At 60.6% G+C, this 16,973-nt stretch carries 17 protein-coding genes; 3 read left to right on the forward strand and 14 right to left on the reverse strand.

From position 1 onward, the window contains the following. Positions 1 to 133: 133 nt before the first annotated feature. The 9 genes from JNB88_RS28760 to JNB88_RS28800 all read right to left on the reverse strand — a co-directional run bounded on the left by JNB88_RS28760 (position 134) and on the right by JNB88_RS28800 (position 7,900). Positions 134 to 385 (reverse strand): hypothetical protein, encoded by a 252-nt coding sequence (locus JNB88_RS28760; RefSeq protein WP_037136354.1) that lies wholly within the window; start codon positions 383 to 385, stop codon positions 134 to 136. 141 nt (positions 386 to 526) lie between these two features. After that, complete coding sequence (locus tag JNB88_RS28765; RefSeq protein WP_220358432.1) at positions 527 to 1,318, reverse strand: SDR family NAD(P)-dependent oxidoreductase; 792 nt, start codon at positions 1,316 to 1,318, stop codon at positions 527 to 529. 155 nt (positions 1,319 to 1,473) lie between these two features. Next, positions 1,474 to 1,806: a cupin domain-containing protein gene (locus JNB88_RS28770; protein ID WP_037136351.1), complete on the reverse strand. Its 333-nt coding sequence runs from the start codon at positions 1,804 to 1,806 to the stop codon at positions 1,474 to 1,476. Positions 1,807 to 1,812: 6 nt separating this feature from the next. After that, positions 1,813 to 2,568 carry a 2-dehydro-3-deoxy-D-gluconate 5-dehydrogenase KduD gene (gene kduD, locus JNB88_RS28775; RefSeq protein ID WP_220358433.1) on the reverse strand — a complete coding sequence of 252 codons (756 nt, stop codon included), beginning with the start codon at positions 2,566 to 2,568 and terminating at the stop codon, positions 1,813 to 1,815. Beyond that, entirely contained in the window at positions 2,565 to 3,407 is an 843-nt protein-coding gene (kduI, locus tag JNB88_RS28780) for a 5-dehydro-4-deoxy-D-glucuronate isomerase (RefSeq protein ID WP_220358434.1), read from the reverse strand. The genes kduD and kduI overlap by 4 nt, the downstream gene beginning before the upstream one ends. Positions 3,408 to 3,437: 30 nt before the next feature. Continuing rightward, positions 3,438 to 4,175 (reverse strand): ATP-binding cassette domain-containing protein, encoded by a 738-nt coding sequence (locus JNB88_RS28785; protein ID WP_113359047.1) that lies wholly within the window; start codon positions 4,173 to 4,175, stop codon positions 3,438 to 3,440. Further along, entirely contained in the window at positions 4,175 to 5,194 is a 1,020-nt protein-coding gene (locus tag JNB88_RS28790) for an ABC transporter permease subunit (protein WP_197066703.1), read from the reverse strand. The genes JNB88_RS28785 and JNB88_RS28790 overlap by 1 nt, the downstream gene beginning before the upstream one ends. Positions 5,195 to 5,263: 69 nt before the next feature. After that, on the reverse strand, positions 5,264 to 6,214 hold the full coding sequence (locus tag JNB88_RS28795) for a sugar ABC transporter substrate-binding protein (RefSeq protein ID WP_220358435.1): 951 nt from the start codon (positions 6,212 to 6,214) through the stop codon (positions 5,264 to 5,266). Between the two features lie 171 nt (positions 6,215 to 6,385). Beyond that, on the reverse strand, positions 6,386 to 7,900 hold the full coding sequence (locus JNB88_RS28800) for an aldehyde dehydrogenase family protein (RefSeq protein ID WP_220358436.1): 1,515 nt from the start codon (positions 7,898 to 7,900) through the stop codon (positions 6,386 to 6,388). A 121-nt stretch (positions 7,901 to 8,021) separates the two neighbouring features. On the opposite strand from JNB88_RS28800, the gene JNB88_RS28805 reads away from it, so the two are divergent. After that, positions 8,022 to 8,723 (forward strand): GntR family transcriptional regulator, encoded by a 702-nt coding sequence (locus JNB88_RS28805; RefSeq protein ID WP_037136339.1) that lies wholly within the window; start codon positions 8,022 to 8,024, stop codon positions 8,721 to 8,723. A 253-nt stretch (positions 8,724 to 8,976) separates the two neighbouring features. On the opposite strand, the gene fabI is transcribed toward JNB88_RS28805, so the two are convergent. Genes fabI through JNB88_RS28825 form a run of 4 tightly spaced genes read right to left on the reverse strand, consistent with a single transcriptional unit; the run spans position 8,977 to position 14,247 of the window. Further along, the gene (gene fabI, locus JNB88_RS28810) at positions 8,977 to 9,759 is read right to left on the reverse strand and encodes an enoyl-ACP reductase FabI (RefSeq protein ID WP_220358437.1); all 783 of its coding nucleotides are present in this window, start codon (positions 9,757 to 9,759) and stop codon (positions 8,977 to 8,979) included. A 48-nt stretch (positions 9,760 to 9,807) separates the two neighbouring features. Next, positions 9,808 to 10,980 (reverse strand): acetate/propionate family kinase, encoded by a 1,173-nt coding sequence (locus JNB88_RS28815; protein ID WP_220358438.1) that lies wholly within the window; start codon positions 10,978 to 10,980, stop codon positions 9,808 to 9,810. A 4-nt stretch (positions 10,981 to 10,984) separates the two neighbouring features. Next, positions 10,985 to 11,968, reverse strand: a complete 984-nt coding sequence (locus JNB88_RS28820; protein WP_220358447.1) for a phosphate acetyltransferase — start codon at positions 11,966 to 11,968, stop codon at positions 10,985 to 10,987. Between the two features lie 26 nt (positions 11,969 to 11,994). Continuing rightward, the gene (locus JNB88_RS28825; RefSeq protein ID WP_220358439.1) at positions 11,995 to 14,247 is read right to left on the reverse strand and encodes a DUF3141 domain-containing protein; all 2,253 of its coding nucleotides are present in this window, start codon (positions 14,245 to 14,247) and stop codon (positions 11,995 to 11,997) included. 347 nt (positions 14,248 to 14,594) lie between these two features. On the opposite strand from JNB88_RS28825, the gene adhP reads away from it, so the two are divergent. Continuing rightward, complete coding sequence (adhP, locus tag JNB88_RS28830; protein ID WP_220358440.1) at positions 14,595 to 15,620, forward strand: alcohol dehydrogenase AdhP; 1,026 nt, start codon at positions 14,595 to 14,597, stop codon at positions 15,618 to 15,620. A 28-nt stretch (positions 15,621 to 15,648) separates the two neighbouring features. After that, positions 15,649 to 16,851, forward strand: a complete 1,203-nt coding sequence (locus JNB88_RS28835) for an aminotransferase class V-fold PLP-dependent enzyme (RefSeq protein ID WP_220358441.1) — start codon at positions 15,649 to 15,651, stop codon at positions 16,849 to 16,851. 18 nt (positions 16,852 to 16,869) lie between these two features. Here the strand turns inward: JNB88_RS28835 and JNB88_RS28840 are convergent. After that, a partial coding sequence (locus JNB88_RS28840) for a transposase domain-containing protein (protein ID WP_220357662.1) occupies positions 16,870 to 16,973 on the reverse strand: 104 nt, incomplete at its 5' end.

Below are 16,973 nucleotides of genomic sequence, written 5' to 3' on the forward strand. Positions count from 1 at the left end.
CAGCAGACTATAACGCGGATTGGAAAAATCGCGCATAAGTTTTATGCGCATAGAGAGATTGACGGGATATGAGAAGCCAACTTGCCAGCGGTCCACCAGTCCAGCCTCAGCAAAGTGGCCTACTGCGCCTTTGCTAGTGGTGACTGTAGAGACTCGGATTGATGTCTTCGTCGGCGCGATCGGGAAAGAGCTGCCGCCGGGTTCGCTCGAGGGCTTCAGCCTCAAGTCGATGCTTGCGAAGCAGAACCTGGGTTACGTCACGATAGGATGCCGCATCGGAGGGAGCGATGCGGACCGTTCCGCCATGGGCAAGGAATTCGCAGAACGCCTGGACGGAGCGAAGCCGTGTTGTGAGCTCGACATAGCGGTTTTCGTCAGCGTTCATCTGCGCGCACCTCTTTGCAGGGAGTGTCAGCACTGACTTTGGCGACATCATGACAACCGCACCATGACAAGACGACGCCAGCGTCCGGCCATCCGATCTGAACTGCTGCGGCATCGATGCTCTGGAGGAAGTTTCCCCTGCTTAGAGGGTGTCGATGACCCCGCCGTCAACGCGAACGGATGCGCCTGTCGTCGCGGAAGCGAACGGCGACGCAAGATAAGTTACCAAGTTTGCGACTTCCTCGACACTGGTGGCGCGTTGAATGATCGAGCTACCGCGATGCTGCTTGACGAAGGCGGCAGCGATCTCCTCCAGTGGCAACCCGGTTCTAGCTTGCTCGTCGGCAAGCATCGCTTCCACGCCTTCGGAAAGCGTGGGACCAGGAAGGACGGAGTTCACCGTGATACCCGTTCCGGCCATGCGCTTGGCGAGACCGCGAGCGACAGCAATGTCGGCCGTCTTGCTGACGCCGTAGTGGATCATCTCGACCGGAATGTTGAAACCGGATTCGGACGCCAGGAAGATCACGCGGCCCCAGTTCAACGTCTGCATGCCTGGAAGATAGGCGCGGGAGAGCCTGACGGCGGACATGACGTTGACCTGCCAATGTCGGTCCCAAACCTCGTCGCTGGCGTCGAAAAAGTCGATCGGCTGGAAGATGCCAGCGTTGTTAATCAGGATGTCCACCTGGGGAATTTTCGCGACAAGCGCGGCACATCCTTCGGCGGTTGAGAGGTCGGCGGCAGCAGACTTGACGCTGCCCCTGGCGCCTTCACCCCTGAGCCGTTCGGCAGCCTTTGCGGTCTTGTCTTCTGACCGGCCGTTGACGACAACATCGGCTCCAGCCCTTGAAAGCTGGCGGCCAATTGCGTAGCCGATGCCCTCCGTTGATCCGGTGACCAGCGCCCTCTTTCCAGTGAGATCGATTTGCATTTTCTGCTCCCGTCGAGGTTGGATGACGAAACCTATAGTCAGTTTTGCGGTCCCGCAACGGTCCGACCAACGAGAGATTCAGCGATATTTGACAGAGCTTCGAGGCTCAGTGCCGGATGCGCCCTTCCGCGATCCTCTGGGAGAAGCGCCCTGTCCTAAAGGAAATCGTCGCGCCTTGGCGTGAAGGTGTCGATCAGCAGTCCCTTTTCGAGGGCGACGACGCCGTGAACAAGGTTGGGAGCGACGATGAAGCTGGAGCCGGCATCGAGCCTTGTGGTGACGCCATCGACTGTAACGTCGAAGGCCCCCTCGGCCACGTAGCTCACCTGTGTGTGCGGATGTGAATGAAGCGCACCAATGGCGCCGGGTTCGAAACTGAAGGCAACGAGCATCATTTCCGGGCGGTGCGAGAGAACGGCACGCCTGTTGCCCGGCGCAACTTCCGTCCAGGTGATGTCATCGGGAAGCGTGTAGTGATCGGCCATCATAATCTCCTATCGAGCAAGCCAGCCGCCGTCGACCGGCAGAACCGTGCCATGAACATAATCCGAGGCGCGCGAAGCAAGGTAAACCGCCGTGCCAACCATATCCTCGGCCCTCGCCCAGCGGGCGGCCGGGATGCGCTTCAGGATATCCGCGCTTCGCTCCGCATCGGCGCGAAGCGCCTCAGTATTGTTGGTCTCGACATAGCCGGGCGCGATCGCATTCACATTGATGCCCTTCGATGCCCATTCATTCGCCATCAACCTGGTGATGCCGGCGAGCCCGCTCTTCGACGCCGTATAGGATGGAATGCGAATGCCTCCCTGGAACGACAGCAGCGAAGCGATGTTGATGATCTTCGCCGGCGCCTGCCGCGCGAGCGCTGCCTTGGCGAACGCCTGGCAGAGGAAGAAAACGGACTTCAGGTTGGTGTCCAGTACCGCATCCCAATCCTCTTCCGTAAACTCCAGCGCGTCGGCACGGCGAATGATGCCGGCGTTGTTGACCAAGATATCGGGCGAGGCGCCGGCGGCAAGGGCGCGCTCGACAACAGCCCTCGCCTCCTTGGTATCGGACAGGTCCGCCTTGAGCGATACGAACCGGCGCCCCGTCGAAGTGACCGCCTTCGCGGTGTCGTCCATCGCTGAACGGCCGACGCCGACAATGTCGGCGCCCGCTTCCGCCAGGCCGACGGCGATGGCCTGGCCAATGCCGGTATTGGCGCCGGTGACGATCGCCCAGCGGCCAGTGAGATCGAAAAGGCTCATCGCAGAGATTCCATCGGCACCTTGTCCATGTCGGTGAAGCTCATGTTATCGCCGGCCATGGCCCAGATGAAGGCATAGCGACCGGTACCGGCGCCGGAATGTATGGACCAGCCGGGCGACAAGACCGCCTCGTGGTTCTTCAGGACGACATGCCGCGTCTCGCTGGGCTCCCCCATGAAATGGAAGATGCGGGTCGTCTCCTGCATGCCGAAGTAAAGATAGACCTCCATGCGCCGATCATGAACATGCGCCGGCATCGTGTTCCAGACCGAGCCGGGTTCGAACATCGTGAGACCTACGAGCAATTGGCAGCTCTCGCAGACATCGGGATGCACATACTGGTTGATGGTGCGGGCGTTGGATTCCTCTGCGGAGCCCACAACCACCTTCTTCGCCATCTCACGCGTAATGTGAACCGTCGGGCAAGCACGATGCGCAGGCGCGCTGAGCAGGTAGAACAGCGCTGGCTTGGCCGGATCAAGGCTGGCAAAGCTCAAGGCGCCCTCTCCCATTCCGATGTAAAGTGCCTCCTGGAAGCCGAGTTCGTAGCGCTTTCCCGCGACGCTGACCGTACCGGTGCCTCCGATATTGACGATAGCGGCCTCGCGCCGGTCGAGAAAACGCTCCGTGCCCGTCTGGGCAATCGCGGCGATCTCCAGAGGCTTGGCATCCGGCATGACGCCGCCGACGATCATGCGATCGAGATGGCTGTAGGTGAGATTGGCCTCACCTGGGCGAAACAGGTCCTCGATCACGAACCCATCGCGCAGACCCTGCGTGTCGCGCCTTGCGGCGTCCTCCGGTCCGACGACCTGGCGTACTGATACTGAAATGGTCACGGCTATGCCTCTTCTGTCTGTGGAATGGGGTCAGGTGAGCACGACATATTCGGTCAACTGGTTGATCGTCGTGTCCGCCTTGTCAACATCGAATACCTTGGTGCCATGGCTCATGATGACGAAGCGGTCGCACACCTGGTAGGCGTGGTAGATGTTGTGCGTCACCAATACGCTGGAGACGTTTTCTGCCTTGAGCTTCAGCACCTGGTTCAGGAGTGCCTCCGTCTCACGCACCGACAGCGCCGAAGTCGGCTCGTCGAGAAGCAGCACCCGCTTCTTGAAGTAGACGGCGCGGGCGATGGCGACGGCCTGTTTCTGGCCGCCGGAGAGATTACCAACAAGCGTATCGGGGGAATCGATGCCCGAGATGTGGACCGCGTTCTGGAGCACCTCCATGGCGATCTCGCGCATCTCGCGTTGCCGAAGGAAGCCGAAGCGATCGGTGAGTTCGCGACCCATGAAGATGTTGCGGGTGATCGAAAGGGAATCCACCAGCGCCGTATGCTGATAGATGGTTTCGATGCCGGCATCGGCCGAATCGGACCGGCAGGTAAATGCCGTCTTCTTCCCGTCGACGCTGAGATAGCCTTCTGTCGGCTTGTGAATGCCGGATATCAGGTTGACGGTTGTCGACTTGCCGGCGCCGTTGTCGCCGAGCAGCCCCACCACCTCGCCTTCGCCGATATGAAAGCTCAGATTGCGCAGCGCCGTCAGCGCGCCGAAGCTTTTCGAGATATTGTGCAGTTCCAGAAGATTAGGGGCCGACATCACGCAAGACCTCGCCGCTCGATAAGATGGTTGAAGATGGCGGCCAGCACGATCAGCGTCGCGATGAACATATCGAGATAGAAGCCCGGCGCGCGCAGCAGAAGCAGGACGTCGGTGATCGTGTGGATGAGCAGCACGCCGAGAAAGATGCCGATGATCGATCCGCGCCCACCGCGCAGCGATAGTCCGCCGATCACGCAAGCGGCGATCGCCTGGAGTTCCAAGCCAGCGCCCTGCCCCGGCTGCACGCTACCGACGCGGGCAGTGGCAAGAATTCCGGCCACTGCCGCCATGCCGCCGGCGATCGCGAATGCCACGAGCTTGACGCGGTTGGTGTTGATGCCGATCGCCTCCGCAGCGCCGCGATTGCCGCCGGTTGCGAAGACGTGGTTGCCGAAACGGTGACGGTGGACGAGATAGTGGAAGCCGACGACGAAAAGAACGATCCAGATGAAAGCGGCATTGATACCGAGCAGTGTGCCGGAGAACAGGCTGGTAAAGATCGGTTCCGGGTCGAAGCGCACCTGGACGGCACCATTATAGAGCAGGACCGCGCCGCGCCAGAACAACAGACCGCCCAAGGTAACAATGAAGGAGGGCAGCCCGAAGCGCAGCGTGATGTGGCCGTTGAGCAGCCCGATCATGATGCCGGCCAGCACGCCGAGCGGTGCGGCTATGAAGGCACTCAATCCGGCGCCGACGAGGCTCGCCATCAGGATGGCGGTGAAGGTGTAGACGGAACCGATGGAGAGGTCGAACTCGCCTGCGATCATCAGCACGCCGGCGCCGAGCGCCAGGCAGCCGAGCACCGGGATCGCCTTCATCAGGATCGTCAGGTTCTGCGGCGAGAGGTAGCGAAACTGATCGGGATAGAGCAAGGCGCCTGCGATGCAGATGATCTGCAGCGTCATGAAAACAAGGAAGATCGCGCCCGCGGGCATCGCCATGATCTGCCTGATAACAGGTTGTTTCTGCGTCCGCGATCGGGGCGCGGCACTTTCTGCGAGAATTGGTGTCACGGTCTGGTACTCGATCGATTGGAGACGGAGAACCTGCCGGTATCGCCGGCAGGCTCCCACGAAACGCGGTTAGCGGAAGCTGCCGATCAGCGGCTTGACCGAGCTGATGCGCGATTTGTCGAGGAAGGCACCCTGCCCGGTGTCGACGTCGGTCGGTGTCAGCCCGTACTTCTTCGAGAGCGCGATCTGGGCGATCGGATAGTAGCCCTGGAGGTATGGCTGCTGGTCCATGGTCGCAAACATCGCGCCTGATTCAACCGCATTGACGATCTCGACTGCCAGATCGAAGCCGCCGAACGGGATCTTCACGCCTGCGTCCTTGATAGCGCCAGCACCGACGGTTGAGGTGACGGAGCCAGTGCCGAACAGCGCCTTGACTCCCGGATTGGCGATCAGGAACTGCGCCATGATATTCTGCGCCTCGGCCGGATCGAGGCCGGCGCGAACCGTTTCGACCTTGATGCCGCTTTCCTTCATCGCCTTCTCGATGCCGCCGCCACGCGCGACCGCGAAGCTCGCCTCGGGGATTTCCCGCGGATTGAAGACAACGTCGCCGGACTTCAGGCCGAACTCCTTGATCATCCGGTTGCCGAGCTCGTAGCCCGAGGCGAACTCGTTCATGCCGACATAAGCCTGGCGGCAATTGCCCTTGGCGCCTTCCAGGTCGTCGTTGTTGAAACCGATGACGACGATGCCGGACTTCACCGCCGCGCAGATGCTTTCATCGAAGGCATCAGACGAGGAGATAGAAACCGCAATACCGTCGACGCCGCTTGCCGTCGCACTCTCGATCAGATCGTTCTGGCGAACCGGGTCGTTGTTGGCATATTGCACGTCGAGATCGACGCCGAATTGCGCGGCTGCGTCCTTCGCACCCTTTACCACAGGGTTGAAGAACTGGACACTTGGATCGAGATAGATAATCATTGTTGCCTTGACGTCAGCGGCCAATGCCGTAGACGTCATCATCGTGGCGAGACCCGCGGCGAGTGCTGCGGTTTTCAGACTGGTCACTTTCATTTGCGTATCCTCCCTTTGGATGTGCAATGCGGGTCGAAAGACCCAAGTCTCGGCTGGCGGGCTCCGACCAAAGATCACGCCGGCCGAGATTTTCCTCCTGGCCGTTCCGCCTTCTCCCAAAAGCGGAAACGCCCTATCTCTTAATTCCCCTGCTGAAGCGCGTCGCGATCTTTAGCCGAACCACGGCGCCGGACGCCCGAACGTCACATGCACGCCCTTGAACTGGGAATACTCATCGAAGCCGTAGCGGCCGAGCTCGCGGCCGAGGCCGCTCTTCTTGTATCCGCCGACCGGCAGTTCCGGGGTGCCGTCGATAACACTGTTGATCCAGCAACGGCCGGCGCGAATACGGCGGATGCTCTGCATCGCGTTTTCGAGATTGGTCGACCAGACCGACGCGGAGAGGCCGAACTCGCTGGCATTGGCAAGTGCAACCGCCTCGTCCGCGGTCTTGAAGGTGAAGGTCGAAAGCACCGGGCCGAAGATCTCTTCTCGAGCGATCGACATCTCAGGCTTAACGCCAGCAAACACGGTGGGGGCATAATAGATGCCAGTATCCTTGCCGACGCGCTCACCACCGAGCAGCAGCTCGGCACCGGACGCGATGCCGGCTTCCACGTAGGAATGAACCTTCGTGGCATGGGCGTCGGATATCATCGCCCCGATCTTCGTGCGATCGTTCAATGGATCGCCGAAGGTCACCTTGCGCGAAATATCGAGCAGGCGCTCCATCAATGCGTCGCGAATGCCTTCCTGTACCAGCAGCCGGCTGCCTGATATGCAGCACTGCCCGGCATTGTGATAGACGCCGTAAGCGATGCCATCGGCCGCGGCCTCGAGATCCGCATCGGCAAAGACGATCTGCGGTCCCTTGCCGCCAAGCTCCAGCCCGACGCGCTTGACGCTACGCGCGGCGATCTCGCCGAGCTTGGTGCCGACACGTACCGAGCCGGTAAAGGCAACCATGTCGACGCCGGGATCCTCGGCGAGCACCTGGCCAGCCGGGTCGCCATAGCCGGTGACGACGTTGAAGACCCCATCGGGGATACCCGCTTCGCGTGCCAGTTCCGCCATGCGGATCGATGTTCCCGAGGTGAACTCGGACGGCTTGAGGACAACCGTGCATCCTGCGCCGATTGCCCACGGCACGCGCTCGGCCGCGATGATGAAGGGGAAATTCCAGGGCGTGATGATGCCGACGACGCCGACAGCTTCGCGCAGCACCAGGCCCAGGCGGTCGTCACCGATATTGTTGTGCGCCTGCCCCTCGAGCGCACGCGCCTGGCCCGCAGCATACGACCAGAGATCGGCGCAGAATCCGATCTCTCCACGCGCCTGGGCGATCGGCTTGCCGACTTCCAGGCTCTCGGCCAAGGCCAGCTCTTCCTGGTGCTTGAGGATCAGGTCCGCCACCTTGAACATCAGCCGCGAGCGCTCCGCGCCCGACATGCGCGGCCATGGGCCGGTATCGAAGGCACGACGGGCAGCCGCGATCGCCAAGCGCACATCCTCAGCCGAAGCTTCGGGCCAGGTACCGACCACGACACCGGCATGACCGGGGCTGACGCGGTCAATCGTTCGGCCCGAAGCGGCATCCACCGACTTGCCATCGACAAGCATCTGGTAGCGGGATTTAATGTTCAGCCGCGGATCACTGGAATCAGGCGCAATGAAATTTGACAGCACGTTACACTTCAAGCCGACACATCGTGCCGGCCCTCCCTTTTTACCCGGTTTTGAGCCCCCGGATTTATGTTGCGTTTGAATTGTATGGTACTGTATGGTGGTTTAAATTGGATGTCAACGCATGACGGCGACGAAAGACATGAACCTCGAATCCTTGAAGATTGAGACCGGCGAAACAGCTGCGGCGCAGGTCGAGCGTGACCTGAGAGAGGCGATCATCAAGCTGGAACTGGCGCCCGGCACGCGGTTATCAGAGCAGGAGATCGCGACCCGCATGGGCGTATCGCGCCAACCCGTGCGCGAGGCGCTCATCGCGCTCGGAAAATCGAAGCTGGTGGATGTGCGCCCCAACAGGGGCACCGTGGTCGTCAGGATCTCGGCACGGCAGATGATGGAGGCGCGCTTCGTCCGCGAGGCGCTTGAGACCGCCGTTGTCCGTCGCGCCAGCGACAGTTTCGACAGCTGGACGCGGCGCCGGATCGACACCATTCTTGCCCGGCAGAGAGCTGCCATGGAAGCCCATGACCACAACGCATTCCGACGCGAGGACGAGCAGTTTCATATCGCAATCGCGGAAGGCGCCGGCTGCAGCCTTGCTTGGAACGCGATTGCCGACATCAAGGCCCATATGGATCGCGTCTGCAATCTGCAGCTTCGCCACCCCGATTCCATGATGCGGCTGATCGCAGAGCACGAGGCGATCATCACCGCCATCGACAGGCGCGACGCCGACGCTGCGGCATCCGCCATGTGCGCGCATCTCAACGGCATCCTGTCCGAGTTACCGCAAATCGAGGCGGATCATCCCGACCTTTTCGAATGATCCCTTGCCGATGGTTGCCGCTGTGGACATGGGATGCAACAATGCCTCGATGCCGAGAAATGCGAGGCGGCAAGCTCGATACCGAGCAAAGACGCAAAAGCTCTCAGATCCGGACTTGGTCGAGGACGCCATCTCAGTAGCGTGGACCGGCAGAGCCAAGCGCCTCGTGTCTCGTTTTTCACCAGTCTCCCTTCAGAAGACCATCGGGTTAACCGAACAGGGTCGCTAACAACGGACAGAGCACTACCGCAAACTAATCTATGATGTGATAGCCGCCGTCGATATAGATCGTATCGCCGGTGATTAACCGCGCCGCATCATGCGCCAGGAAGGCGGTTGCCATGCCTACGTCGTCGATGGAGACGAGGCTGCGGGCCGGCGCCGTTTCCTGCGCCTTGTTCAGCAGGTCGTCGAATTCGGGGATGCCGGAGGCGGCTCGTGTCGCCAGCGGGCCGGGAGAGATGGCGTGCACGCGAATGCCCTTGGGTCCGAGTTCGGCTGCGATGTAGCGAACCGAGCTTTCCAGTGCCGCCTTGGCCACCCCCATGACATTGTAGTTCTTCACCACAATCTGACTGCCGTAGTAGGTCATGGTGAACAGGGTACCGCCGCGCTTCATCAGTGGTTCGGCGAGATGTGCCATCCGAATGAACGACCAGCAGGAAATGTCCATTGTCTTCAGGAACCCGTCGCGGGCCACATCGACGACACGCCCCTGCAGCGTATCCTTCGGCGAGAAGGCGATCGAGTGCACGACGAAATCGAGCTCGCCCCATTGCTCCGTGATGCGGTCGAACACGGCCTCCAGCTGTCCGGGCACCGCGACGTCGAGCGGCATGACGATGGATGCCTCCAGGGCCTCGGCCAGCGGCTCGACATAGGGCCTGGCCTTGTCGTTGAGATAGGTCACGGCCAGTTCCGCGCCCAAGGCGCGGAATGCCCTCGCACAGCCCCATGCAATAGACTGGTCGTTGGCAATGCCGACCACCAGTCCGCGTTTTCCTTCGAGAAGCTTGGCCTTTACCTCGGGAATCATATCAACCCTCTCTTCAGCCTAAAAAACCTGCAGTGTGGCGCAATCTCGCTACGCCGCGATAAGCGCGAGCGTATGACGCGCGATCATCAGCTCTTCATCGGTCGGCACGACATAGACGGCGACCTTGCTGTCCTCGTTCGAAACAAGCAGGTCGCCTGCCTCGTTTCGCACCGGATCAAGGGACACTCCAAGCCAGCCCAGCTTCTTGGAGATCCGTGCGCGCATCACCGCCGAATTCTCACCGACGCCAGCGGTAAACACGAAAGCGTCCAGACCGCCGAGTGCTGCTGCCAGCATTCCCGCATTGAGGCCGATGCGATGCACGAAATGGTCGAGCGCGAGCCGCGAGCCTGCGTCGTCGTTGGCAAGCAGCGCGCGAACATCGTTGCTGATGCCGGAGAGCCCTTTAAGCCCGGACTCCTTGTAAAGTAGGTCCTGCAATTGCGGCGCTGTCATTCCGTGTTGCTGCAGGAGGTAGAGAAGCACACCAGGGTCGATCTGTCCGCATCGCGTACCCATCGGGAGGCCGTCGAGTGCCGTGAAGCCGAGCGTGCTTTCGATGCTTAGCCCTTGATACAACGCGCACATCGATGCACCGCTCCCAAGATGCGCAACAATAACCCGTCCCCTACCGACGCCGGGTGCGATCTCGGCCAGCTTTCCGGCGACATATTCGTAGGACAGTCCATGAAAGCCGTAGCGTCGGACACCCTCGTCGAAATAACGCGCCGGAATGGCATAGTGGTCCGTCATGGGATCATGGCTGCGATGAAAGGCCGTGTCGAAGCAAGCAATCTGCGCAAGGTGCGGCTGGCGCTCCAGCAGCACGCGGATCGGAGCAAGGTTGCTGGGTTGGTGTAAGGGCGCCAGCGGCGTGTACCGTTCCAGTTCACGCAGCAAATCGTCGGTAATGCGTGCCGGGCGCGCATGGTTCGGTCCGCCATGAACGACGCGATGGCCGACGGCAATCAGCTGGCCCTGCGGCCGTTGACGGAGCCATTCCCCCACCAGGCGCATCGCCGCCAGCATGTCGGGAACGGTTTCGAGGGGATAGTTTTCGTTCGCCAGTTGCTCTCCGTCACTGCTCTTGATGGTCAGATGCGGCGTCGTTCCGATCCCCTCCATCTGCCCCTTGACCAGCCGAACCAGCGAGTTCGCGACCGAGAAAACCTCGAACTTCAGGCTGGACGAACCGGCATTCACAATGAGGATCGTGTCCATGGCATCAACCGCCCTGTATCGGCGCCGTACGACGGCGCGCATCGGCGAAGAGGACTGCGACAGCGCACGAGGCAAGACGCGCCCTGACCGAATCCGCTCGCGAAGTCAGGATTATCGGCACCCGCGCACCGAGGACGATGCCCGCCGCGTCCGCCCTCGCGAGGAAGGTCAGGTTCTTTGCCAGCATGTTGCCGGCTTCGAGATTTGGAACGACGAGGATCTGAGCGCTACCGGCTACAGGCGACTGGATGCCCTTTATCCGGGCGGCCTCCGGATCGATAGCGTTGTCAAAGGCAAGCGGCCCATCGAGTATGCCGCCCGTGATCTGTCCCCGTTCGGCCATTTTGCAGAGGGCTGCTGCGTCGATGGTGGACGGTATCTTCGACGTGACAGTCTCGACCGCCGAAAGGATTGCCACCCGGGGCACACCAAGGCCCACATGTGTGAAAAGATCGATCGCGTTCTGGATAATGTCCCGCTTGGCATCGAGATCCGGCGCAATGTTAATTGCGGCATCGGTGATGAAAAGCGTTTCCGAATAGTTGGGCACATCCATCACAAAGACATGGCTGATCCGGCGCGCCGTCCGGAGCCCCGTCGTGGACGAGGTCACGGCCCGCATGAGTTCATCCGTGTGCAGGCTTCCTTTCATCAACAGGTCGGCACCGCCTTCCCGGATGATCTCCACCGCTTTCGCTGCGGCCGCATCGCTGTGCGGCACATCGATCAGCTCGAAGGGCGAAATATCAAGCTCGCACGATTTGGCAAGCGCACGTACCTTTTCTCCCGGTCCGACGAGAACGGGCCGCATCAGTCCCACTTCGGCCGCCTCGACTGCCCCCCGTAGCGATGTCTCATCGCAAGGATGAGCAACGACCGTCCGCATCTGCGGAACCTGCTTCGCCTTGGCGATCAGCCGCTCGTATTTCTGATGACTGCCGATTTCTTCCCCGACGTCGTGCGTATTCGGCATCTGCACATCCTCCATGTTGAAAGACGATTTCAAATCGAGTGTCAGCTAGCTCGACCCCCTGACCGTCTCGAGGCGCGTGGATTTCCTTGGCGATGATGCAGTTCGGCAAGCGGTTCTCCGGAAAGGTCGAAGAGTTCGATAATCCTCTGCCAGCGCCGGTCGGCTTCTTCTGAGAGCGGGCCACGCACGCTCAAGACCTTTTGGAGAGAGGACAATGCTTCGCGGCGAGCACCCTCTTCCGCTGGCAACAGCCGCGGTATTGCATTCACGGCAGCCTCTTCATCAATCACCAGCATGAGGAACTGATCGCGAATCAGGGCCTTGAATTCTGCCAGCGTCATTGCCGGCATTCCGTTCTCGGCGCTCCGCATCCGGCGGATCGCGGCAAATCCGCGCTCATCGGCTGCACCACTCGCCATGGCGACATAGAGCAGGCTGCGTGCCAAGCCTTCTCGGAGCCCACCGCTGCCGATTTGTGCCCGGAGTTCGTCAATTTTCGTCTTGAGAACCTGCCGATGCAGTCCCGTCTTGCTTGCGCGCCGATGCGGCCTTGCATCAGATGGATCGATCCCGACGACGGACTGCAGGAGCGGAGACCCGTAGACGGCGAGAAACGTCGCCTCGCTCAAGGCCTCCACGCCTTCGCGCCAGGCATCCAGCCCAGCGACGATCTGCCTGGAAAATGCTTGTTCCAGCGCCAGGAAGGGATTATCTGCCGCAACCGGGCGCCGCTCGTCCGCAATATCGACGGCAAGGTCTGCTATCGGTGCCATCATCGGGTTGACGTCGGAGAACAGCTCGTATTGCAGCCGGAGCGGATGCATCTCGCGCAACTGATCGGCTGCCCATTCCGGCATCATTGCGCGGACAAAAGGCTGTACGAAACTCCGATAGAGCGACAGGTTAATCTCCGACACCCTCGCAACGGTCGCAAAGCGGCGATCATCCTCCGGGCTATTGCAGCCAAGCGCCCGGATGTCATCGAGTGTCCTTGCCTCGCAGCGCATGATCCAATCGCCCTCGACGAGATCGCCACCGATGGTCTCATCGGTCCCCGCCTCGAAGGTCGCTTCATAAAGGCCTGGCGGCAACGCGTCGATCAGGTCGATATTGCTTGAAAACTCCGAATGCTCCTTGCGGGCGACGCTCGCGGACACGAAGATCCCGAGATGGCCGACTGTTTCGTGCACGGTGTAAACGATAGTTTGCCCGTGCGAACGGATCTCGTTCACGTCGTCATAAAGGTCGAGAATCCACCCGAGCGCTTGCGCGGGAGGCGTGATGTTGTCTCCCTTCGAGCAGAAAACCACAATCGGCGCGCGGATGTTGCGCAGATCGATCGCCTCGCCCTTGGACGTTTCGATGCGGCCGGCCGCGAGATTGTTGCCGACGAAGAGCTCGTCAACGATGAACTGGATTTCTTCGGCGTTCAGGCTCACGTGCCCGCCCCACCACTCCTCGAAGCCGAGATAGCGCGGCGCTTCCGTATCGATCTTCGAATAGAGGTTATACTGCTTGGTCCAGAGGGTGTTGGCCGGATTCTGGTTCTCGAAGTTCTGCACAAGCCAGGCGCCGTCGAACACTCCGTGACCGAGGTCGCTGGTAAGCGCGGTCAACCACGTACCGCCAAGCAGACCGCCCGTATAGCGCATCGGATACTTGCCGCGCTCACCTGCCCAGTAGGAAAGTGGTGCACCCGCAATGATGATCGAGCCGAACAACTCGGGGCGCATGGCAGCCAGCATCATGACGGCCCAACCCGCCTGGCAGTTTCCGATCACGCAGGGCTTGGAGTCAGCCTGCGGGTGTAACGAAATGACTTTCTCGAGAAAGATCGCTTCGGCCCGTGCAATGTCTTCCAGTGTCTGCCCCGGCACCGGTTGCGGAAGGAAGCCAATGAAGTAGCAGGGGTGTCCGGCCCTCAGCGCAACCCCTATTTCGCTATCCGCCTTGAATCCACCGATACCCGGCCCGTGACCGGCTCTAGGATCGACGACCACGAAAGGTCGGCGAGCGTCGTCGACCTTGGTCTCCGCTGGTGGGATGATCCGGACCAGCGCGTAGTTGACAGGTTTATCGAGTGTGCGCCCGTCGAGCACGACCTCGGGTGTAAAGCTCAGCACGTGCGGCGCCGCAGTGTCTGCATGAGCGCGATATCGATTGCCGCGCTTGCGCATGACATCCCAGAACAACACGCCGCGTTGGGCAGCATCCAGGGCATAGTCGAAGGCCTGACCAGCCGGGCCGAGTTGGGCGACAAAATCGGCTGTGGGAAGATAGGAAGAGTGCCGCATGCCAAAGCTCCTCGTTCACCCTCTTGGCGAGGGGTCAAGTTCTTATTCTCGGGATAGTGTTCTCGATCTGTGTCCGCTCTATGAATGAACAACCCGCGCTATTAGACGCGATCAGTTAGCAGGTGCAGCATAGCCCCATCGAAGCGAAGGCCAATGTATCTTACGGTAGGATACGCGAAACGGAGGCGCCAGCGCTATCACTGCGTCACTGCACGCGACGCGTTGCCTGAGGGCAGTACCACTCCATCGGGTGATCCGGCGATACGTGTAACAAACATGATGCTCTCTTGTATAAGAGGTCCTGTAGTGCTTTCCTCCGGCCGCTGTTGTATCGTTGGGAGAAGACCATGCCGAACATGATGAAAGCAGCGGTTGTCCTCGATTTCAAAAAGCCGCTGGTAATCGAGCAAGTGCCGATACCGGACCCTGCGGATGATCAGATACTGGTACGTTTCGCAGCGACGGGCGTCTGCCATACCGATCTTCACGCCGCCCACGGGGATTGGCCTGTCAAACCAAGTCCACCGTTTATCCCAGGCCACGAAGGCGTTGGCTATGTCGCCAAGGCCGGTCGTTCCGTGAAGCGTCTGAAGGAGGGAGATCGCGTTGGCGTTCCGTGGCTCCATACGGCCTGCGGATACTGCTCTCACTGCCGGACGGGTTGGGAGACATTGTGCGCAAGCCAGCAGAACACCGGCTATTCTGTCAACGGCTCCTTCGCCGAGTACGGCCTCGCCGACCCTGACTTTGTCGGCATCCTTCCTGACAAACTCGATTTCGGCCCGGCAGCCCCGGTCCTATGTGCGGGCGTTACGGTCTACAAGGGCCTCAAGGAGACCGAGGTGAACCCTGGCGAGTGGGTGATGATCTCCGGGATCGGTGGCCTTGGGCACATGGCCGTCCAATATGCAAAGGCAATGGGAATGCACGTCGTTGCGGTCGACGTTTCCGAGAGCAAGCTCGCTCTTGCGAGCCAACTTGGGGCGGATGTGACAGTCGACGCACGGAAGCCCGACGCGGTTGCCAGGGTTCAAAAGGAAGTCGGCGGCGTGCATGGCGCTTTGGTAACGGCTGTGTCTCCGCAGGCAATGGAGCAGGCGTTCCACATGCTGCGTTCCAAAGGAACGATGTCGCTCGTCGGACTGCCTCCGGCCATGATCAGCCTTCCGGTGTTCGACACGGTCCTCAAGCGCATCACGGTGAGAGGCTCGATCGTCGGCACGCGCCAGGACCTTGAGGAATCCATCGGCTTCGCCGCCGACGGGAAGGTGGCCTCTCACTTCAGCTGGGACAAGCTCGAGAACATCAACGATATTTTCGCGCGCATGGAGGAAGGCAAGATCGACGGCCGCGTCGTCATCGACCTCCAGTAGCCCGTTAGCGAACACAAGGAGAAGTGCGATGCAAGGCTCCATGACCAGACGCACGCTGATGCGGTTCGCAGGCGCAGCCGCCACCGTCGCGACGACATCAAACCTACTCATGTCCGCAGCGCATGCAGAAACGATCAGCGGGGACATGTATTGGGAACTCGTCCGTCACCAGTTCATCTTCCCGGACACTGCGATTCCGATGAACAGCGCGAACCTGTGCCCGTCCTTCGAGTCTGTGGCCTCCAAGGTGGCTGAGTTGACCCGCGTCGTAGACTACGACGTTTCATTGAATAACCGTGCGCAGTTCAACGACCGGCTCTCCAGTTCCCGAATGAAGGTCGCGACCCAGATCGGAGCCGATCCGGACGAAATCGCCCTGGTTCGAAACACCTCCGAAGCCAACAGCGTCATCACCAACGGTCTCGATTTCAAGTCGGGAGACGAGGTGGTCATCTGGGACCAGAACCACGTTACAAACAACGAGGCGTGGGATATCCGGGCCCGGCGGTTTGGCCTGAAGGTCGTGCGCGTGGCATTGCCGCGACTACCCGAGAGTGACGAACAGATCGTCGAACTGTTCTCCAAGGCCTGCACCGACCGAACGAAGATCGTCAGCTTCACGGAGTGCTCCAATGTGAGTGGACTGAAGCTCCCGGCCAAGAAAATTGCGGCGAGGGCTCGCGAGAGGGGCATCCATTGCCATGTCGATGGGGCCCAGAGCTGGGGCGCGTCGGCGCTCAACCTGCACGACATGGGATGCGACAGCTTCTCAGCCAGCGCGCACAAGTGGTTCATGGGTCCGAAGGAGGTCGGCATCCTCTATGTGCGCAAAGGGCGCGCCGGCGGAATATGGCCAAACACGATCGGCTACACCGGAGAGATCAAGGTCGAACTTGACCTCGACAACGCAAAGAAATTTGAAACGCTCGGACAACGCGACGACGCGGCCATTGCAGCGATCGCGGAGACTGCGGATATACACACGCAGATCGGCCCCCAGCGGATAGAAGCCCGCATCGCGGAGCTTGCAAGCCAACTCAAGCGGGGATTAAGGGACCTCGGGGCGAGCCTTGTTACCCCGGAAAGCCCTACGATGAGCGGCGGGGTGGTTGTGATAGAGGTACCGAAGGAAAACCAGAAAACGGTGGTCGATACCCTTTATTCAAAATTCGGGATAGCAGCCTCGTCCAGCGGTGGGTTACGACTTTGCCCTCACATCTACAATACGTAAGCGACAAGCTGGGGCCGTTCAGGCGGCATAGTTCCACGGCATGAGGGCGTCGATTTCGCTGCTGGGCCATCCATTTGCGAGGCGCTCGAGTGCCTGAGTAAGCCAGGCTTGCGGATCGACAG

Source organism: Rhizobium cauense (genome assembly GCF_019511525.1).
Lineage (GTDB): Bacteria > Pseudomonadota > Alphaproteobacteria > Rhizobiales > Rhizobiaceae > Rhizobium > Rhizobium cauense.

Excerpts from the sequence above, each read along its gene's own strand:
- JNB88_RS28760 (WP_037136354.1), bottom strand. The coding sequence starts at position 385 with ATGAACGCTGACGAAAACCGCTATGTCGAGCTCACAACACGGCTTCGC.
- JNB88_RS28765 (WP_220358432.1), bottom strand. The coding sequence starts at position 1,318 with ATGCAAATCGATCTCACTGGAAAGAGGGCGCTGGTCACCGGATCAACG.
- JNB88_RS28770 (WP_037136351.1), bottom strand. The coding sequence starts at position 1,806 with ATGATGGCCGATCACTACACGCTTCCCGATGACATCACCTGGACGGAA.
- kduD (WP_220358433.1), bottom strand. The coding sequence starts at position 2,568 with ATGAGCCTTTTCGATCTCACTGGCCGCTGGGCGATCGTCACCGGCGCC.
- JNB88_RS28785 (WP_113359047.1), bottom strand. The coding sequence starts at position 4,175 with ATGTCGGCCCCTAATCTTCTGGAACTGCACAATATCTCGAAAAGCTTC.
- JNB88_RS28795 (WP_220358435.1), bottom strand. The coding sequence starts at position 6,214 with ATGAAAGTGACCAGTCTGAAAACCGCAGCACTCGCCGCGGGTCTCGCC.
- JNB88_RS28805 (WP_037136339.1), top strand. The coding sequence starts at position 8,022 with ATGACGGCGACGAAAGACATGAACCTCGAATCCTTGAAGATTGAGACC.
- fabI (WP_220358437.1), bottom strand. The coding sequence starts at position 9,759 with ATGATTCCCGAGGTAAAGGCCAAGCTTCTCGAAGGAAAACGCGGACTG.
- JNB88_RS28815 (WP_220358438.1), bottom strand. The coding sequence starts at position 10,980 with ATGGACACGATCCTCATTGTGAATGCCGGTTCGTCCAGCCTGAAGTTC.
- JNB88_RS28820 (WP_220358447.1), bottom strand. The coding sequence starts at position 11,968 with ATGGAGGATGTGCAGATGCCGAATACGCACGACGTCGGGGAAGAAATC.
- JNB88_RS28825 (WP_220358439.1), bottom strand. The coding sequence starts at position 14,247 with ATGCGGCACTCTTCCTATCTTCCCACAGCCGATTTTGTCGCCCAACTC.
- adhP (WP_220358440.1), top strand. The coding sequence starts at position 14,595 with ATGCCGAACATGATGAAAGCAGCGGTTGTCCTCGATTTCAAAAAGCCG.
- JNB88_RS28835 (WP_220358441.1), top strand. The coding sequence starts at position 15,649 with ATGCAAGGCTCCATGACCAGACGCACGCTGATGCGGTTCGCAGGCGCA.